Genomic DNA, 18,001 nt, shown 5'->3' on the forward strand with positions numbered 1-18,001 from the left:
CGCGCGGAGCCGGGCCGGTGTCCTCCCACGCCGGCCCGGCCTGGGCTCAGGGCAGCTCGTCCGGTCGAGGAGCCCGGACCGCGTCCTGGTAGCGAGGGTGGCAGGCGCCGTAGACGGCGAAGTTCAGCCGGGCGTGCGACAGGCTCAGGTCCCCGTTCGGGCCGCCACGGACCACGTCCGCGTCGGCGTCGGCCTGACCGTCGTCGGTCCAGAAGCAGACCGGACAGGTGCCGCCGCCGGTCCGGTACGCGCAGCAGGGGCAGGCGGCGGGAACCCAGCGATCGTTCACCGGAACAGCTTTCCACAGTAGACGTTACGGGCGTGTGGCGCGGGGCACCTCGTCGGCGGGGGCCGCCCACACCCGCAGCAGCGTACCCGGTACCACCCCGAGCAGGTCCACCGCGCGTCCACCGTTGACCGACAGCGCCACCAGGCCGGCCGAGTCGGCGTGCGCCACCAGCCCACCGACGGGCGCGTCACCGAACGTCCGCCCGTGCACCGCCACCCGCGCCGACTCGGTGTCCTGCGGGCGTACGTGCAACCGGCCCGGCAGCGGGGCGAGCAGGTCGGCCGACGCGGCCACCTGCACGTTGCCGAAATGGTCCACGCTCAGCACCTCGGCGACGAAACCGTCCGACGTCGACTCGACCACCGGTTCCGGCAGGCGTACCAGCGTTCCCGGATCGACCGCCGGACCGGCCTGCGCCATCGGCGCTCCCGTGGCCAGCCGGGCCGCCACCGGCGCGAACACGTCCCGGCCGTGGAACGTGGCGGAGACCCGCGCGGCCAGCCACGCCTGATCGGTCAGCTCCACGGCGGCACGCACCCCGCCCAGCGCGTCGGCCGCGTCGCACAACAGGCCGTTGTCCGGCCCCACCAGCAGGCCCCCGGGCGTGGCCAGCGCGACGCCCCGCCGGGCCGTCCCCACCCCGGGGTCGACCACCGCCAGGTGAACCCCGCCGCCAGGCAGGTACGGCACCGTCTGGGCGAGCACCGTCGCGCCCCGCCGGACATCGCCCGGCGGCACCAGATGCGTCACGTCGATCACCCGCACCGTCGGGGCGAGCCGTGCGATCACCCCGTGGCAGGCCGCCACGAATCCGTCGGTCAGGCCGTAGTCGGTGGTGAACGAGACGACGCGGTCCACGCTGCTGGTCACGGCACCGCATCGTACGGTCCGGTGCGGGTGCCGGATAGGTGACAGGCCGCCTGACCGACCGGCCACTGCACAGCGCGCCGCCCGCCCGGCAGACTGCTCGGAGTGAGCCACCGGATCTTGCCAGCCCTCGTCCTCGTCGCGGTCACCGCCGCCCTCGCCGCCTGCGGTGGTGGGGAGAAGGAACAGCCGTCCGCCGCCGACCCGACGAGCGCGCCGCCCACGGCCGGCGCGCCGGCCACCGCGCCGGCCCCGTCGGACGCCCCGTCGAGCGCGCCGTCCACCGCCGAGCCGACCGTCACCGGCAGCACCGAACGCCGTCCGCCCAGCCCGCCCCCGGTGGAACTGCCGCCCCGCAAGGCCGGCGAGCCCAGCGCGCGGGAGGTCGTCGCCGCGTTCCGGAGCGCCGGGCTCAAGGCGGGCAAGTCCAAGGACCGCTCCGTCGATTGTGGACCGGACGGGCTCGGCCTGGGCTGCTCGGAGATCGTGGTCACCGACGGGGTGGCCGTCTACGTCTTCCCCGACGAGGTCAGCGCCACCGACATGGCCGAGGTGTGGGCCGGTGCCTCGTTCCGCTCCGGCACCGTCGTGCTCAACTACCTGGAGGCCAAGACGCCCCGCGCCGACCGCCCCGCCTACGAGAAGGCGCTGACCGCGCTCGACTGAGTCAGGCGCGTAGCCGCAGGCCGCGCGGGGTGGTGCGGAATCCGGCGGCGGTGAGGGCGTCCCGCAGCGGCGACGAGCGGACGGCCTCACCGTCGGCGCGTTCCACCGACATCGGGCCGAGCGCACCGGAGTGGACCGCGTCGGCCAGCGCCTTGCCGGCGGCGGCCAACGCGTCGGCGTCGTCGGTGAAGCTGAGGATCGTCCGGCCGCCACGCTCGACATAGAGCACCAGGTCACCGGCGACCACCACGACCAGGGCACCGGCCTTGCGCCCGGCGCGGTGCCCGGTGGGCGCCGGTGTCGACGCGTCACCGGAGTCGACCACCCGCTCCGGCCAGGGCAGCGCCGCGCCGTACGGGTTGGCCGGGTCGGTCGCGGCCAGCACCACCGCCGGGGCACCCCGGCCCGCCCGCCCGCTGTCGAGCGGCTCCGCCAGGGCCCGGATCCGGTCCACCGCGCCGGGCACCGCGAACTGCGCGGCACCCAGCCCGTCGACGAAGTACCCCCGTCGGGCCGCGCCGCGTTCCTCCATCGCCGCCAGCACCGGATACACCGCCGCGAACCCGCCCGGCACCTGCTCGGCGACGACCGCGCCCCGGGTCACCACACCGTGCCGCTCCAGCAGCACGTCGGCCAGGGCGGCGGCCCGACGGGTCGGGTCGGTGTCCCGCTCCGGCAGCCGGGACCAGCGCCCCGCCACCGTCGGCGGGCCACCCCGGGCCGGCAGGGCCACCCGCCCCGGCCGCCGGTAGCGGCCCCGCGCGGCGCTCGGTCGGGACCGGTGCGCGCCACCGCCGCCGAGCAGCGCCCGCAGCGGTGCCAGCGTGTCGTTGGTGAGATGACCGGACCAGACCAGTTCCCAGATCACCGCTGTCAGCGCGGCGTCGTCGGTGGACCCGACCCGGTCGGCCAGCGGACGGAAGAACATCGCCTGTCCGTCACCGAGCGCGTCCAACACCGCGTCGTGCAGGGGCGTACGCGCCAGCGTGTCGTCCGTCGGCGGCAGCAGCAGCGCGGCGGCGTCCGCGTACGCCAGGCCGACCCAGCCGTCGCCGCCGGAGATCGCACCCGCGCCGGCCCACAGCACCTCGCCACTGGCGCACAGCTCGTCGAGTTGGGCGGGGGAGTAGTCGGCCACCCGGGCCGGCAGCACCAGCCGTTCCAGGGCCGAGGCGGGCACCGAGACGCCCTGCAACTGCTCCACGGCGGCGGCCACGGCCTCGACTCCCCGCGCCGACGAGCCGACCTGCTGCCAGCGGGGCAGGAAGGTGGCCAGCGCCCGGGGCGGCACCGGCTCGATCTCGCGGCGCAGCGCGGCGAGGGAACGGCGGCGCAACATGCGCAGCACCTCGGCGTCGCACCACTGGGTGCCGACCGACTCCGGGGTGAACTCGCCGGAGACCACCCGGCCGGTGGCCCCCAGCCGACGCAACGCCTGCTCCACCACGAAGACGCCCAGCCCGAACCGGGCCGCGCAGGTGCTCGCCGCGAACGGCGCGTGCGTACGGGCGTAGCGGGCGACCAGGTCACCGAGCGGATCGGCGACCGGTTCCAGGTACGCCTCGGCGACGCCCACCGGCAGGGCCACGCCCAACGCGTCCCGGAGTCGGCCGGCGTCCTCCACCCCGACCCAGCGGTCCTGCCCGGCGATCCGGACCCGCAGCACCCGCCGGGCGGCGGCCAGCTCGGTCAGCCAGTCCACCGGCACTCCGCGTTCGGCCAGCTCGTCGTCGCTCAGGTCGCCGACCTGGCGCAGCAGCTCGACCACGTCCTCGGGGTCGCGGGGGCGGCGCTGCGGGGTGAGCCAGCGCAACTGCCGTTCGGTCTCGGCGAGCACCTCGGCGTCGAGCAGCTCGCGCAGGTCGACCCGACCGAGCAGCTCGCCGAGCAGGGCCGAGTCCAGCGCCAGCGCCGCTGCCCGGCGCTCCGCCAGCGGCGAGTCGCCCTCGTAGAGGAAGGCGCCCACGTACCCGAAGAGCAGCGAACGGGCGAACGGCGACGGGCGCGGGGTCTCCACCTCGACCAGCCGGACCCGGCGACCGGCCAGGTCCCGCATCACCTGGGTCAGCGCGGGCAGGTCGAAAACGTCCTGGAGGCATTCCCGGGCGGCCTCCAGGGTGACCGGGAAGTCGGCGTACTCGCGGGCGACGTCGAGCAGTTGGGCGGCGCGTTGCCGCTGCTGCCAGAGCGGCTGGCGGCGGCGCGGGTCGCGGCGGGGCAGCAGCAGCGACCGCGCGGCGCACTCCCGGAACCGGGCCGCGAACAGCGCCGAGGTGCCGACCGACTCCTCCACGAGCTGGACGATCTCCTCGGGGTCGAAGGCCACCACGTCGGCGCCGGGCGGCGTGTCGGCGGTGTCCGGCAGGCGGACTACGATGCCGTCGTCGGCGGGCAGCACCTGGGCGTCCACGCCGTACCGCTCGGACAGCCGTCGCCCGACGGCCAGTGCCCACGGCGCGTTGACCCGCGCGCCGAGCACGCTGTGCACCGCCAGTCGCCAGTCGCCCAACTCGTCGCGGAACCGTTCGACCACCACCGTCCGGTCGTCGGGCAGGGCCCGGGTGGCGGCCTGCTGCTCGCGCAGGTACGCCATCAGGTTGCCGGCGGCCCAGTCGTCCAGGCCGGTGGTGCGCAGCGCGGCGGTCGCCTCCTCGTCGCCCTGGCGCAGCAGGCCGCGTACCCGGGCGCCGATCGCCCGACCCAGCTCGACCGGACGGCCCGGTTGGTCGCCCTTCCAGAACGGCATCTTCGCCGCCTGACCGGGTGCGGGGGAGACCAGCACCCGGTCCGGCGTGATCTCCTCGATCCGCCAGGACGACGAACCCAGCAGGAAGACGTCGCCCACCCGGGACTCGTAGACCATCTCCTCGTCCAGCTCGCCGACCCGGGCGGCACGTTCGGCGCCGGCCAGGAAGACGCCGAACAGGCCCCGGTCGGGGATGGTGCCGCCGCTGGTCACCGCGAGCCGTTGGGCGCCCGGCCGGCCGGTCAGCAGGTCGGTGGCGCGGTCCCAGACCAGGCGGGGACGCAGCTCGGCGAAGGCGGTCGACGGGTACCGGCCGGAGAGCATGTCGAGCACGGCGTGCAGCGCGGAGTCGGGCAGCTCGGCGAAGGGCGCCGCCCGGCGGACCACCGTCGCCAGGTCGGCCACCGGCCACTCGTCCAGCGCGACCATCGCCACGATCTGCTGGGCGAGCACGTCGAGCGGGTTGCGCGGATGGTGCAGCTCCTCGATCGCGGCGTCGCCCATCCGCTCGGCGACCACGGCACAGGAGAGCAGGTCGCCCCGGTGCTTGGGCAGCACCACGCCACGGGACACCGCGCCGACCTGGTGCCCGGCCCGGCCGACACGTTGCAGGCCGGCAGCCACGCTGGGCGGCGCCTCGATCTGCACCACCAGGTCGACCGCGCCCATGTCGATGCCGAGTTCGAGGCTGGAGGTGGCGACCACGGCCGGGAGCTGACCGGCCTTGAGCGACTCCTCGATGTGCCGTCGCTCCTCGCGGGAGACGCTGCCGTGGTGCGCGCGGGCGATCACCGGTGGGACACCGGCCACCGCCCCGGCCTGGGCCATCATCTCCGCCGGTGTCCGCACCGGACGCCCGGCCGGCGGGGTCGCCCCGTCGGTGGTCTCCTCCGTGCTCTCCTCCACGGCGAGCTCGTTGAGGCGGGCGCAGAGCCGCTCGGCGCTGCGCCGGGAGTTGGTGAAGACGATGGTCGAGCGGTGGGCCCGGATCAGCGAGTAGACGCGTTCCTCGACGGCGGGCCAGATCGACGCCGACCGGGGGCGGCCGAGGTCGTCTTCCGGCTGCTCCTGCTCGTCGAGGCGGGTCATGTCCTCCACCGGGACCTGGACGCTGACCTCGATCGTCTTGGCGCTGGCCGGGGCCACCACGTCGACCGGGCGGGCACCGCCGAGGAAGCGGGCGCACTCGTCGACCGGTCGGACCGTGGCGGAGAGCCCGATCCGCTGCGCCGGGGCGGGCAGCAACTCGTCGAGACGCTCCAGGGAGAGCGCGAGGTGGGCGCCGCGTTTGGTGCCGGCGACCGCGTGCACCTCGTCGACGATCACCGTCTCGACGCCCCGGAGTGCGTCCCGCGCGGCGGAGGTGAGCAGCAGGAACAGCGACTCCGGGGTGGTGATCAGGATGTCCGGGGGAGTCCGGGCGAAGGCCCGCCGCTCGTCGGCCGGGGTGTCGCCGGTCCGCATGCCGACGGTGATCTCCGGCGGGGGGAGCGCGAGCCGGGTGGCGGCCTGCCGGATGCCGGCCAGGGGGGCGCGCAGGTTCCGTTCGACGTCGACCGCGAGCGCCTTGAGCGGGCTGACGTAGAGCACCCGGCACCGGTGTCGGGGGTCGTCCGGGGCCGGCTCGCGGGCCAGCCGGTCGAGCGACCAGAGGAAGGCGGCGAGGGTCTTGCCGGACCCGGTCGGTGCCACCACCAGGGCGTGCCGCCCGGCCGCGACCGCCGTCCAGGCACCGGACTGCGCCGCCGTGGGTGCGGCGAAGGCCGCCCCGAACCACTCCCGGGTCGCCGGACCGAAGCGGGAGAGCACCCCGGTCGACCTGCCGCTGGAATCCGCCACGACCCCATCCTGCCCCCGGGGACCGACATACTCGGGGTACGCCGGCGGAGAGTATGTCTGTTTAAGGCGTTGCAGTCGTCTTGCCCGTAGAATCCGTTAAGTCTTACTTAACTGCTTGCTTGCGTCCTGCAACATAAAGTAACTTCACTCGCGGTGTAGCGCGCGCGGTGAGGAGGTCGGATGGACGTCGACGAGCGGAGTCCAGCGTCCGGCACCGACGTCCTGATTCGCAAGGTCGACAGTCATGTCGCCACTCTCCGCACCGGCCTGCACGGCCCCGATCTGGAGCTTGCCGAGCGTCTCGCCGGCTGCCTGCGAGAGCTGATCGCCTCGACATCCCAGGCCAGCGCCGCCGACCGGGCTCGGGTGCGGGTCGCCGTGCACTATTTCGTGCTCCGCCGGGAGAGTCGAGGCCGGCTACTCTCCGTGCGCTCCCTCGCCGCCGCGCAGCGACTGGTCAACAAGGCGGCGCGACAACTCGGCCGTCCGGACCTGATGGTCGAGACCCGCGCGGGGTAAGGCGGGTGACCGCCCCACCTGCGGTGCCGGCGCAGCCCCGCCTTGCCCGAGCGCCCGAGGTTCGTGCCGCATCGCTCTCGCCCGAGCGTCGCCGATTGTCTCCCGGTGCCGGGGCGAGGTGGACGCCCGGCGCCGGGCCCGTCGAGCCGCTTCGCTCCAGGCAAAGGCGAATATGGGCTTTTTTCGGCAAAACCGTCTATTGCGCCCCGGAGATGTCGTCTGATCGCAGGTAGGCGCCGTGCACGCGGAACGGGCGCCGCTGCCACCTCGACCGGGAGCGCGCGTGCTCGTACTGCTGATCCTGCACCTCGTGGCGGCGCTGGCGGCACCGCTGCTGGTCCGTCGGTGGGGTGCGCGCGCCTGCTATCCGCTGGCGCTGGCACCGGCCGCCGCGTTCGGCTGGGCGGTGTACCGCACCCCCGACGTGCTCGACGGCGGTGCGGTGGTCGAGACGTACCCGTGGATCCCGAAGCTCGGTCTCGACCTGGCCTTCCGCACGACCACCCTGTCCTGGGTGATGACGCTGCTGATCGGCGGCGTCGGCGCGTTGGTGCTGGTCTACAGCGCGCGGTACTTCCCGCCGCCGGCCGTCGGTACGGCCCAGTTCGCCGGGGTGATGGTCGGCTTCGCCGGGGCCATGCTCGGCCTGGTCTTCGCCGACGACCTGCTGCTGCTCTACGTCTGCTGGGAACTCACCACGGTCTTCTCGTACCTGCTGATCGGGCACAGCGCCGAGCGGCGCTCCGCCCGCTGGGCCGCCGCCCAGGCGTTGACCGTGACCACCTTCGGCGGCCTGGCCATGCTGGTCGGGTTCATCATGCTCGGCCACCACGCCGGCACCTACCGCCTGTCGGAACTGTCGCAACACCCGCTGCCCCACGGGGCGTACCTGGTCGTCGCGGTGGTGCTGATCCTGCTCGGGGCGCTGTCCAAGTCGGCCCTGCTGCCGTTCACCTCGTGGCTGCCGGTGGCGATGGCGGCGCCGACGCCGGTCAGCGCGTACCTGCACGCGGCGGCGATGGTGAAGGCCGGCGTCTACCTGCTCGGCCTGCTCGCCCCACTGCTCGCGCAGGTGGGTCCGTGGCGTCCGATGGTGCTGGCGGCCGGGCTGGCCACGATGGTGCTGGGCGGCTGGGCCGCGCTACGGCAGAACGACCTGAAACTGCTGCTGGCGTACGGCACACTCAGCCAACTCGGCCTGGTGGCGGTGGCGGTCGGGGTGGGCACCCCGGACGCCGCGTTGGCCGGCGTGGCGATGCTGGTGGCACACGCCCTGTTCAAGGCGGCGTTGTTCCTCGTCGTCGGCATCATCGACCACGGCGCGCACACCCGCGACCTGCGCAGGCTGTCCGGCCTGGGTCGGCGTACCCCGTTCCTGGCGGTGGTGGCCGGACTCGCCGCCGCCTCCATGGCCGGGGTGCCGCCGCTGTTCGGTTTCGTCGCCAAGGAGGCGATCTTCGCCTCCTTCACCGACCGGCCGGTGGCGCTGGCCGTACTGGTGGTCGGCACCGTCCTCACGGTCGCCTACAGCATCCGGTTCCTCTGGGGCGCGTTCGGCACCCGTCCGGGCCTGGCCCCGACCGAGGTGGACCGGATCCCGGCGGCGATGCTGTGGCCACCGGCCGTGCTCGCCGGGGCGGGGCTCGTCGCCGGGCCGGCGGCCGGCGCGCTCGACCACCTGATCCGCCCGTACGCGCGCCTCCTCGGACCGGTCCACGCGCACCTGACGCTCTGGCCCGGCGTCAACCTCGCGCTCGGCCTCTCCGCGCTGACCCTCACCGGGGGCGCGGTGCTGTTCCTGCTGCGCGGTCCATTGGCCCCGGTGCTGGCCCGGCTGCGGTCCCCGGCCACCGGCCAGCAGGGCTACGAGTGGCTCGTCCACCGCTTCGACCGGACCGCCGTGGACGTCACCAGCGTCACCCAGCGGGGTTCGCTGCCGCAGTACCTCGGTCTCATCCTGATCGTGCTGTCCGCCGTGCCGGGCGGGGTGCTGCTGGTGATCCGGCCATGGGAACAGTCCCTGAAGCTGTGGGGCTCACCCGCGCAACCGGTGGTGCTGCTGGTGATCGCGATGGCGGCGCTGCTCGCCGTCGGTGCCCGCCGTCGGCTCACCGCGATGCTGCTGGTCGGGGTGACCGGCTACGGCACCGCGATGTTCTTCGTGCTGCACGGCGCGCCCGACCTGGCGCTCACCCAGTTCCTGGTGGAGACCGTGACCATCGCGGTCTTCGTGCTGGTGCTGCGTCGCCTGCCGGAGCGGTTCTCGGTGCGCCCGCTGCGCCGCAGCCGCTGGATCCGCCGGTCCATCGGCGCCCTGGTCGGCCTCACCGTGGCCGGGCTCGCCCAGGCCGCCACGGCGGCCCGGCACACCCGCACCATCTCCGAGGACTTCCCCCGGCTCGCCGTCGAGCAGGGGTACGGCCGCAACGTGGTCAACGTGACGCTCGTCGACATCCGGGCCTGGGACACGTTGGGCGAGCTGGCGGTGCTGGTGGCCGCGGCGACCGGGGTGGCCAGCCTGGTCTTCCAGCAGTCCCGCACCGGTCCCCGGCCCCGCCGCCTGGACGCCGACCGGGGGGAGAGCCTGGCCGGGCGGCCGGTGTGGCTGCGCGGCGGCGCCACGCTGATCGAACGCAACCGCTCGATCGTGCTGGAGGTGGTCACCCGGCTGATCTTCCACACCGCCGTACTCTTCTCCTTCTACCTGCTGTTCTCCGGCCACAACGCCCCCGGCGGCGGCTTCGCCGGTGGCCTGGTGGCCAGCCTGGCGCTGACCATGCGCTACCTCGCGGGCGGCCGGTACGAGTTGGCCGAGGCCGCGCCGGTCTCCGCCGGCACCGTGCTCGGCGCCGGGCTGGGCCTGGCGGTCGGCGGCGCGGTGACCTCCCTGCTGGCCGGCGGCGCCGTGCTGCAGAGCGCGCGGATCGACCTCTGGCTGCCGGTGATCGGCGACTTCTACCTGATCACCTCGCTCTTCTTCGACGTCGGCGTCTATCTGGTGGTGATCGGGTTGGCGCTGGACGTGCTGCGCAGTCTCGGTGCCGAGGTGGACCGGCACATCGAGGCGGCCGGTGGACCCGAGGGCGGGCTCGCCGTCGAGCGTCGGGGCGGCACCCGATGAGCGCCGGGGCGAACCTGGTCTCGTTCGTGGCGATCGGGGTGCTGGTCGGCTGCGGGGTGACCCTGCTGCTGGAACGCAGCCTGAGCCGGATCCTGCTCGGCATCATCCTGATCGGCAACGGCGTCAACCTGCTGATCATCTTCGGTGGCCGGTCCGGGCGGGCACCGGTCGCCGGAGTCACCGAGCCGGATCGGATGAGCGACGCGCTGCCCCAGGCCATGGTGCTCACCGCCATCGTCATCACCTTCGGGTTCACCGCCTTCCTGCTCGCCATCAGCTACCGGAGCTGGTATCTGACCGGTGACGACGAGGTGCCCGACGACCTGGAGGACCAGCAGATCGTGCGCCGGGCCGCGCGCCGGGAGGTCTCCACCGCAGACCTCGGCGGGGAGCCGCCGGAGGCCGACCCCGAGCAGGTCGACGCGCCCGCGCCGTGGCAGCGCCGCGGTGAGGGGGGACCGGGATGAGCCGGTACGCGTCGACCCGCCCGCGTCGGGGACACCGATGACCGCCCTCGTGCCGTTGCCGGTGCTGCTGCCGTTGCTGGGCGCGGCACTGACCCTGCTGCTGGCGAAGTGGCCGGTGCCGCAGCGCATCGTCAGCGTGTTCTGCCTGGCCGCCACGCTGGTGGTGGCGGTGCTGCTGCTGCTACACGCCTACCGGCACGGACCGCTGGTGGTGCAGATCGGCGCCTGGCCGGCACCGGTGGGCATCGTGCTGGTCGCCGACCAGTTGGCCGCCCTGATGCTGGTGGTCTCCTCGGCGGTGACCCTGTGCGTGCTGCTCTACTCGATCGGCCAGGGCCAGGCGGAGACCGGCGAGTCCGCGCCGTTGGCCATCTTCCACCCGACCTACCTGGTGCTGACCGCCGGCGTGACGAATGCCTTCCTCGCCGGGGACCTGTTCAACCTCTTCGTCGGCTTCGAGATGCTGCTCGCCGCCAGCTTCGTCCTGATCACGCTGAACGGCACCCGGCTGCGCATCCGCACCGGCTCGACGTACGTGGTGGTCAACGTCCTGGCCTCGATGATCTTCCTGATCTCGGTCGGCCTGGTGTACGCGGCCACCGGCACGCTCAACCTGGCCCACCTGGCGGCCCGCTTCGACGGGCTGCCCGAGGGGGTGCGGCTCAGCCTGCAACTGATGCTGTTGCTGGCCTTCGGCATCAAGGCGGCGGTCTTCCCGCTGTCCGCCTGGCTGCCGGACAGCTACCCGACCGCCCCGGCCCCGGTCACCGCCGTCTTCGCGGGCCTGCTCACCAAGGTCGGCGTGTACGCGATCATCCGGACCCAGACCCTGCTCTTCCCCGGCGAGCAGGCCGATCGGGTGCTGATGGTGGTGGCCGGGCTGACCATGCTGGTCGGCATCCTCGGCGCGGTGGCCCAGTCGGACCTGAAGCGGCTGTTCTCGTTCACGCTGGTCAGCCACATCGGTTACATGATCTTCGGAGTGGGGCTCAGCACCGTCGCCGGGCTGGTCGGCGCCATCTTCTACGTGGTCCACCACATCACCATCCAGACGACGCTGTTCCTGGTCGCCGGCCTGATCGAACAACGCACCGGCAGCACCGACCTGCGTCGGCTCGGCGGGCTGGCCCGGCTGACGCCCCTGCTCGCCGTGCTCTTCTTCGTCTCGGCGATGAACCTCGCCGGTATCCCGCCGTTCTCCGGGTTCCTCGGCAAGCTCGGGCTGCTCCAGGCCGGCGTGGCCGTCGGCGGTGCCCTGCCCTGGACGCTGGTGGCGGTGGGCACGCTGACCAGCCTGCTCACCCTGTACGTGGCCAGTCGGGTGTGGAACCTGGCCTTCTGGCGTACGCCCTGCCAGACCGTCGAGTCGACCGCCCCGCTGCCCGCGCTGACGGTCGGCGCCACCATCGCCCTGGTCGCCCTCGGGGTGTCGCTGACCGTGGTGGCGGGACCGTTGTTCGACGTGACCACCGGCGCGGCCGTCGACCTGCGCGACCGGACCCCGTACATCCACGCCGTACTCCCGGACGGCCCACCGTGACCGGGACCGACCTCGACGGCGGGCCGGCCGACGGGCCGGGCCGGGAAGTACGCGGCCGGGCGGGCCGGTGGCGGGACCAGGCCATCGCGGTCGGCTGGCTGGTGCTGGTCTGGAACCTGCTCTGGGGCGAGTTCACCTGGGGCAACCTGCTGGGCGGGATCCTGGTCGGCGTGGCGGTGCTGGTGTTCTTCCCGCTCCCGCCGGTGACCTTCGCCGGCCGGCTCCGGCCCCGGGGTCTGCTGGTGTTCGCGGGCCGTTTCGTCGTCGAACTGGTCCGGGCCAGCCTGCACGTCGCCCGGATCGCGGTGCAGCCCGGGTACGTGCCCCGCTCGGCCATCGTGGCGGTACGACTGCGGGTCCGCACCGACCTCAACCTGGCCCTCACCGCCGAGGCGCTCTCGCTGGTGCCGGGCACGTTGATCGTGGACGTGGAACGGGCCAGCGCGACGCTCTACGTGCACGTGCTGGACGTACGCCGACGCAGCGATCTCGCCGACGCGCGCGAGCAGGTACGCGCCGTGGAACAGCGGATCATCGAGGCGGTGGGGTCGACGGCAGAGGTCCGCCGCCTGCGCGCCGACCCGGCCGACAAGGAGTCCCCGTGAACACCGTCCTCATCGTCGTACTCGCCGGTCTGCTGTCGGTGACCGCGCTGCTCGCCCTCGCCCGGCTCTATCGGGGACCGTCGCTGCTGGACCGGGTGATCGCCGCCGACATGCTGCTGGCCACCATGATCGGTGCAGTCGGCGCGGAGGCCGCGATCAACCGGCACGCCACCACGCTGCCGGTGCTGGTGGCGCTCGGCCTGCTCGGCTTCGTCGGCTCGGTGTCGATGGTCCGCTTCGCGGTCCGGGAAAAGCCGTGACGGCCGCCTGGCCGGCCGGGGTGTCGGCGGCGACCTGGCTGGACGGGGTGACGCCGGGAGCCGTCGCCGACTGGCTGGACGGGGTGACGCCGGGAGCCGTCGCCGACTGGCTGGGCGCGACCAGCCTGATCGCCGGTGCGCTGCTGAGCCTGGCCGCCGCGATCGGGGTGGTGCGCTTCCCGGACGCGCCGACCCGGATGCACGCGGCCACCAAACCGCAGGTGCTCGGCGTCCTGCTCCTGCTGCTGGGGGTCGGGCTGCGGCTACGGACCGTCTCCGACCTCGGGATGATCGCGTTGGTCGGGGTCTTCCAGTTGGCCACCGCGCCGGTCGCCGCGCAGATGATCGGCCGGGCGGCGTACCGCAGCGGGCGGCTGGACCGGCAACTGCTGGAGGCCGACGATCTCGCCGACCGGTGACACGCCGGATTTCGGACGGAGCGATCAATCCGGCACCTTGCGTCTTGCCCGCCGGGGCGGCGCCCAGCAACCTCTCGCAATGACGGGCATCGATCAAGTGGCCGTCCTCCGGCCACCCGTGCACACACGGTCGGCCGGTGCTCGCCCCCGAACCGGGAGGACCCATGAGACCCCGCACCCTCCGTACCGCCGGGCTCGCCGCGGTCGTCGCCACCGCGACCCTCGCCGCGTCGGCCCTCGCGGGCGCGCCCGTGGCCGGCGCCGCGCCGATCACCGCCGCCGTCGCCGCGCCCGACATCTCCCTGACCAACGTCAAGGGACACCTCAACCAGTTCCAGTCGATCGCGACCGCCAACGGCGGCAACCGGGCACACGGCCGACCCGGCTACCTCGCCTCGGTCAACTACGTCCGGGCCCAGCTCGACGCGGTCGGTTACACCACCGCCGTCCAGTCGTTCACCTACAACGGCGCCACCGGCTACAACCTGATCGCCGACTGGCCCGGCGGTGACCCCAACGCGGTCGTGATGACCGGGGCGCACCTGGACAGCACCACGGCGGGGCCCGGCATCAACGACAACGGCTCGGGCTCGGCCGCGATCCTGGAGGTGGCGCTCGCCGTCGCCCGGACCGGGTTCGCACCCGACCGGCACCTGCGGTTCGCCTGGTGGGGCGCGGAGGAGTTGGGGCTGCGTGGCTCGCAGTACTACGTCAACAACCTGCCCACCGCCGAGCGGAGCCGGATCAAGCAGTACCTGAACTTCGACATGGTCGGCTCGCCCAACGCCGGCTACTTCGTCTACGACGGGGACAACTCCGACGGGGTGGGTTCCGGCCCCGGCCCGGCCGGTTCGGCCCAGATCGAGCAGACCATCCAGGCCTACTTCACCTCGATCGGCGTACCGACCCGGGGCACCGACTTCGACGGACGCAGCGACTACGGCCCGTTCATCAGCGTGGGCATCCCGGCCGGCGGCACCTTCACCGGCGCCGAGGGCACCAAGTCCAGCGCCCAGGCGTCACTCTGGGGCGGCACCGCCGGGCAGGCCTTCGACCCCTGCTACCACCGGGCCTGCGACACGCTCACCAACATCAACGACACCGCGCTGGACCGCAACGCCGACGCCATCGCGTACACCGTCTGGACGCTGGCCCAGGTGGCGACCCCACCGCCCGGCACCACGGTCTACAGCGACACCTTCGAGACCGCCACCGGCTGGACCGTCAACCCGGCCGGTACGGACACCGCCACCGCCGGCCGGTGGGAGCGCGCGGACCCCGCCGCCACCAGTAGCTCCGGTGTCGCCACCCAGCTCGGCACCACGGTCAGCGGCAGCTTCGACCTGGTCACCGGCCCGCTCGCGGGCAGCAGCGCCGGGGACCACGACCTCGACGGCGGCGTCAGCACCGTCCAGTCCCCGACGATCACCCTGCCGTCCACCGGCACGCTGACGCTGTCGTTCTCCTGGTACCTGGCCCACCTGAACAACTCCAGCAGCGCCGACTACCTACGGGTACGCGTCGTCGGCACCAGCACGGTCACCGCGCTCAGCGCGGCCGGCGCGGCCACCAACCGGGCGGCGTCCTGGCAGACCGGCAGCGCGGACATCTCGGCCCTGCGCGGACAGACCGTCCGGATCGTGGTCGACGCCGCCGACGCCAGCACCGCCAGTCTGGTCGAGGCCGCCGTCGACGACGTCCGCATCGTGCAGAGCTGACCGCCCGGATGTAAGGAAGGGCCCCCTGTTAACGCCTCCGGTATAGCAGGGGTCCCTTCCTAACATCCGAACAGCGGAAGCTCGATCCGGCTGACGCCCCGGACGCCCTGGCCGGCCACATCGCCACCCTGGCTCACCGCGCCCATCGCCGCCTGACCGATCGGAAAGAGCGTGGCAGCGCAGCTGTTCGACACGCCGTGCGCACAGTAGCTGCACTGCCACGCACACCGGGCACCGCACACCGGGCACCGGGCACCGCACACCGAGCACCGCACACCGGGCACCGGGCACCGGGCACCGCACACCGGGCACCGGGCGCTGAGCTCCGCGTGCTGCGTCGGGCGGGGCGGCCCGACGGCGGCGTGCCACGCGGCCGGGACAGTGCCTCCACAGCCCGCGAGCGGGGCGTCCCCGCCGGTAGAATGACGGGATGATCGACTCTTCTGCCCAGGAGGGCAGCAGTAGCCAGCCGGGTAAGCCCCGGCATCCACACGACCCGACGACCCCGGGAGCCCTGAGCCTCCCGTGTTGATCACCGTCGGTCTCGTACTGATCATCGTTCTGACCATCGCGACGGGCTACTTCGTCGCGCAGGAGTTCGGCTACGTCGCGGTCGACCGGGGCAAGCTCAAGCAGAGCGCCGACGAAGGCGACCAGGCGTCCGCCCGCGCTCTGGAGGTCACCGGACGGCTGTCGTTCATGCTCTCCGGCGCGCAGCTCGGCATCACCGTCACCACCCTGCTGGTCGGCTACCTCGCCGAGCCGTACCTCGGCGCGGGCCTGGCCGAGCTGCTCGGCGTCTCCGGCGTCTCGACCGCGGTCAGCCTGCCACTGTCGGTGGCGCTGGCCCTGGTCATCGCGACCGTGGTGCAGATGGTGGTCGGCGAGTTGGCCCCCAAGAACCTGGCCATCGCCCGGCCCGAGCCGGTGGCCCGGGCGCTGTCCCGTTCCACCCTGGTCTACCTGGCCGTCGCCGGGCCGGTCATCAAGCTGTTCGACCGGGCCGCGGTACGCCTGCTGCGCCGGGTCGGCATCGAGCCGATCGAGGAGCTGCCCAGCGGCGCCACGCCGGAGGACCTGGAGCAGATCATCGCCGAGTCCCGGCAGGGCGGTCACCTCGACGCCGAGATGTCCGAGCTGCTGGACCGGGGGCTCGACTTCCGGCAACTGACCGCTGGTGAGGCCATGGTGCCCCGGGTCGACGTGCACACCGTCCTGGCCCACGAGCCGATCAGCCGGGTGGTCGAGCTGCTCGACACCGGCCGGTCCCGTTTCCCGGTACGCGGCACCGAGGGCGTCGACGACCTGGTCGGCGTGATCGGCATCGCCGACGTACTCGGGGTGCCGCCGGCGCAACGCGCCACCACCCCGGTCAGTACGGTCGCCGGTCCGCCGCTGCTCGTACCCGAGACGTTGCCGCTGCCCATCGTGCTGGACCGGCTCCGGTCCGGGCACCGGCAGCTCGCCTGCGTGGTCGACGAGTACGGCGGCTTCGCGGGCGTCATCACGCTGGAGGACATCGCCGAGGAACTGGTCGGCCCGATCCGCGACGAGGACGATCCGCCGGAGCGGGCCCCGGCGCGGCAGGAGGACGGCTCGTGGGTGGTGCCGGCACGCTGGCGCATCGACGAGGTCGCCGACAGCACCGGCATCGCCCTGCCCGAGGGCCCCGAGTACGACACCCTCTCCGGGCTGGTGATGCGGGAGCTGGGCCGGGTACCCGAGGTCGGTGACCGGCTGGAGATCAGCCTGCCGGCCGACGGTGAGCACGGGCCGGGGCCGCGTGCCCTGGTCGAGGTGCTCGCGGTGGACCGGCACGTGGCCGACTCGGTCCGGCTCCAGCTCACCGGCGGCCCTGAGGAGGTGGGCGCGTGAGCACCGGATTCGCGCTGATCACCTCGGTGGTCCTGCTGGCGCTCAACGGGTTCTTCGTCGCCGCCGAGTTCGCCCTGGTCGCAAGCAAGCGGTACCGACTGGAGCAGGCGGCGGCCGGCGGCGGCCGGGCGGCGAAGGCCGCCCTCGACGGCGTACGCGAACTGTCGCTCATGCTGGCCGGCGCGCAACTCGGCATCACCCTGTGCACGCTGGGCCTCGGTGCGCTGGCCGAGCCGGCGATCGAACGGCTGTTGGCGCCGCTGCTGCACGCCGTCGGCCTGCCCTCCGGCGCCAGCCACGTGATCGCGCTGATCTTCGCGCTCAGCCTGGTCACCTTCCTGCACCTGGTGGTCGGCGAGATGGCGCCGAAGTCCTGGGCGATCACCCACCCGGAGCGGTCCGCGCTGCTGCTGGCCCTGCCGTTCCGGGCCTTCGCCCGGGTGGCCCGGCCGGTGCTGTCGGTGCTCAACGCGGTGGCCAACGCGATGCTGCGGCTGTTCAAGGTCAACCCGCAGGACCAGTTGGCCCAGGTGCACGGCCCGGACGAGCTGCGCATGCTGCTGGAGCAGTCGCACGAGCACGGTCTGCTCGGCGCCGCGCAGCACGAGCTGCTGACCAGCATGCTCCAGTTGCAGGCGACCACCGTGGCGCAGGTGATGGAGCCCTTCGACCGGATGGTGACGGTCCGTCGGGAGGACCCGGTGGACCGGATCGAGCAGGTCAGCCGGGACAGCGGCCGGTCCCGGCTGGCGGTCCTGGACGCCGCCGGTGACGTCTGCGGCCTGGTGCACGTACGGGAGGCGGTGCGGGCCACCGCCGTCCGGCCGGACGCCCGGGCGGTGGACCTGATGAACGAGGCGATCACCCTGCCGGGCACGGCCAGCGTGACCGAGGCGGTGGCCGTGATGCGGGCCCGCCGCTCGCAGCTCGCGCTGGTGCGCAACGGCGGTGGTCCGGCCCGACCGGTCGGCTTCGTCGCCCTCGAGGACCTGCTGGAGGAGGTCATCGGGGAGTTCGACGACGAGACCGATCCGATCCCGCGTGCGGTACGCCGCCTGAGGTAGGAGAGA

The 18,001-nt window shown here is 73.4% G+C and carries 14 protein-coding genes; 11 read left to right on the top strand and 3 right to left on the bottom strand.

The genetic code is table 11. The annotated features are described in order from the left end of the window. Nucleotides 1-46 precede the first annotated feature (46 nt). Both ABT008_RS05370 and ABT008_RS05375 read right to left on the bottom strand, forming a co-directional pair. Nucleotides 47-289, bottom strand: a complete 243-nt coding sequence (locus ABT008_RS05370; protein ID WP_350693818.1) for a CPCC family cysteine-rich protein — start codon at nucleotides 287-289, stop codon at nucleotides 47-49. Between the two features lie 24 nt (nucleotides 290-313). Next, nucleotides 314-1,147: an SAM hydrolase/SAM-dependent halogenase family protein gene (locus tag ABT008_RS05375; protein ID WP_350694090.1), complete on the bottom strand. Its 834-nt coding sequence runs from the start codon at nucleotides 1,145-1,147 to the stop codon at nucleotides 314-316. A 114-nt stretch (nucleotides 1,148-1,261) separates the two neighbouring features. Between ABT008_RS05375 and ABT008_RS05380 the strand changes: the two genes are divergently transcribed. Further along, nucleotides 1,262-1,822: a hypothetical protein gene (locus ABT008_RS05380; RefSeq protein ID WP_350693819.1), complete on the top strand. Its 561-nt coding sequence runs from the start codon at nucleotides 1,262-1,264 to the stop codon at nucleotides 1,820-1,822. A gap of 1 nt (nucleotide 1,823) precedes the next feature. Here ABT008_RS05380 and ABT008_RS05385 read toward each other — a convergent pair whose 3' ends face one another. Next, the gene (locus ABT008_RS05385; RefSeq protein WP_350693820.1) at nucleotides 1,824-6,407 is read right to left on the bottom strand and encodes an ATP-dependent helicase; all 4,584 of its coding nucleotides are present in this window, start codon (nucleotides 6,405-6,407) and stop codon (nucleotides 1,824-1,826) included. 180 nt (nucleotides 6,408-6,587) lie between these two features. On the opposite strand from ABT008_RS05385, the gene ABT008_RS05390 reads away from it, so the two are divergent. The 10 genes from ABT008_RS05390 (at nucleotide 6,588) to ABT008_RS05435 (ending at nucleotide 17,995) form a co-directional block, all read left to right on the top strand. Next, nucleotides 6,588-6,926: a hypothetical protein gene (locus tag ABT008_RS05390; protein ID WP_350693821.1), complete on the top strand. Its 339-nt coding sequence runs from the start codon at nucleotides 6,588-6,590 to the stop codon at nucleotides 6,924-6,926. A 283-nt stretch (nucleotides 6,927-7,209) separates the two neighbouring features. Next, nucleotides 7,210-10,047, top strand: a complete 2,838-nt coding sequence (locus tag ABT008_RS05395) for a Na+/H+ antiporter subunit A (protein ID WP_350693823.1) — start codon at nucleotides 7,210-7,212, stop codon at nucleotides 10,045-10,047. Further along, nucleotides 10,044-10,514: a Na(+)/H(+) antiporter subunit C gene (locus ABT008_RS05400; RefSeq protein ID WP_350693825.1), complete on the top strand. Its 471-nt coding sequence runs from the start codon at nucleotides 10,044-10,046 to the stop codon at nucleotides 10,512-10,514. The genes ABT008_RS05395 and ABT008_RS05400 overlap by 4 nt, the downstream gene beginning before the upstream one ends. 37 nt (nucleotides 10,515-10,551) lie before the next feature. Beyond that, entirely contained in the window at nucleotides 10,552-12,054 is a 1,503-nt protein-coding gene (locus ABT008_RS05405; RefSeq protein ID WP_350693827.1) for a Na+/H+ antiporter subunit D, read from the top strand. Continuing rightward, the gene (locus tag ABT008_RS05410) at nucleotides 12,051-12,659 is read left to right on the top strand and encodes a Na+/H+ antiporter subunit E (RefSeq protein WP_350693828.1); all 609 of its coding nucleotides are present in this window, start codon (nucleotides 12,051-12,053) and stop codon (nucleotides 12,657-12,659) included. Before ABT008_RS05405 ends, ABT008_RS05410 begins: the two co-directional genes overlap by 4 nt. Further along, nucleotides 12,656-12,919, top strand: coding sequence for an MrpF/PhaF family protein (locus ABT008_RS05415; protein WP_131053511.1), 264 nt, complete (start codon nucleotides 12,656-12,658; stop codon nucleotides 12,917-12,919). The genes ABT008_RS05410 and ABT008_RS05415 overlap by 4 nt, the downstream gene beginning before the upstream one ends. After that, nucleotides 12,916-13,338 (top strand): monovalent cation/H(+) antiporter subunit G, encoded by a 423-nt coding sequence (gene mnhG, locus ABT008_RS05420; RefSeq protein ID WP_502890345.1) that lies wholly within the window; start codon nucleotides 12,916-12,918, stop codon nucleotides 13,336-13,338. The genes ABT008_RS05415 and mnhG overlap by 4 nt, the downstream gene beginning before the upstream one ends. A 164-nt stretch (nucleotides 13,339-13,502) precedes the next feature. Then, a complete protein-coding gene (locus tag ABT008_RS05425) occupies nucleotides 13,503-15,056 on the top strand; it encodes a M28 family metallopeptidase (RefSeq protein ID WP_350693830.1) in 1,554 nt (517 codons plus the stop codon). A 525-nt stretch (nucleotides 15,057-15,581) separates the two neighbouring features. Continuing rightward, nucleotides 15,582-16,931 carry a hemolysin family protein gene (locus ABT008_RS05430; RefSeq protein WP_350693832.1) on the top strand — a complete coding sequence of 450 codons (1,350 nt, stop codon included), beginning with the start codon at nucleotides 15,582-15,584 and terminating at the stop codon, nucleotides 16,929-16,931. After that, on the top strand, nucleotides 16,928-17,995 hold the full coding sequence (locus ABT008_RS05435; protein WP_350693834.1) for a hemolysin family protein: 1,068 nt from the start codon (nucleotides 16,928-16,930) through the stop codon (nucleotides 17,993-17,995). The genes ABT008_RS05430 and ABT008_RS05435 overlap by 4 nt, the downstream gene beginning before the upstream one ends. The last annotated feature ends 6 nt before the right edge of the window (nucleotides 17,996-18,001 follow it).

This window comes from Micromonospora sp. NPDC002389 (assembly GCF_040296095.1).
GTDB lineage: Bacteria > Actinomycetota > Actinomycetes > Mycobacteriales > Micromonosporaceae > Micromonospora.

What these genes read in the sequence shown, in the direction of transcription:
- ABT008_RS05400 (WP_350693825.1), top strand. Translation starts at nt 10,044, where the DNA reads ATGAGCGCCGGGGCGAACCTGGTCTCGTTCGTGGCGATCGGGGTGCTG.
- ABT008_RS05405 (WP_350693827.1), top strand. Translation starts at nt 10,552, where the DNA reads ATGACCGCCCTCGTGCCGTTGCCGGTGCTGCTGCCGTTGCTGGGCGCG.
- ABT008_RS05390 (WP_350693821.1), top strand. Translation starts at nt 6,588, where the DNA reads ATGGACGTCGACGAGCGGAGTCCAGCGTCCGGCACCGACGTCCTGATT.
- ABT008_RS05425 (WP_350693830.1), top strand. Translation starts at nt 13,503, where the DNA reads ATGAGACCCCGCACCCTCCGTACCGCCGGGCTCGCCGCGGTCGTCGCC.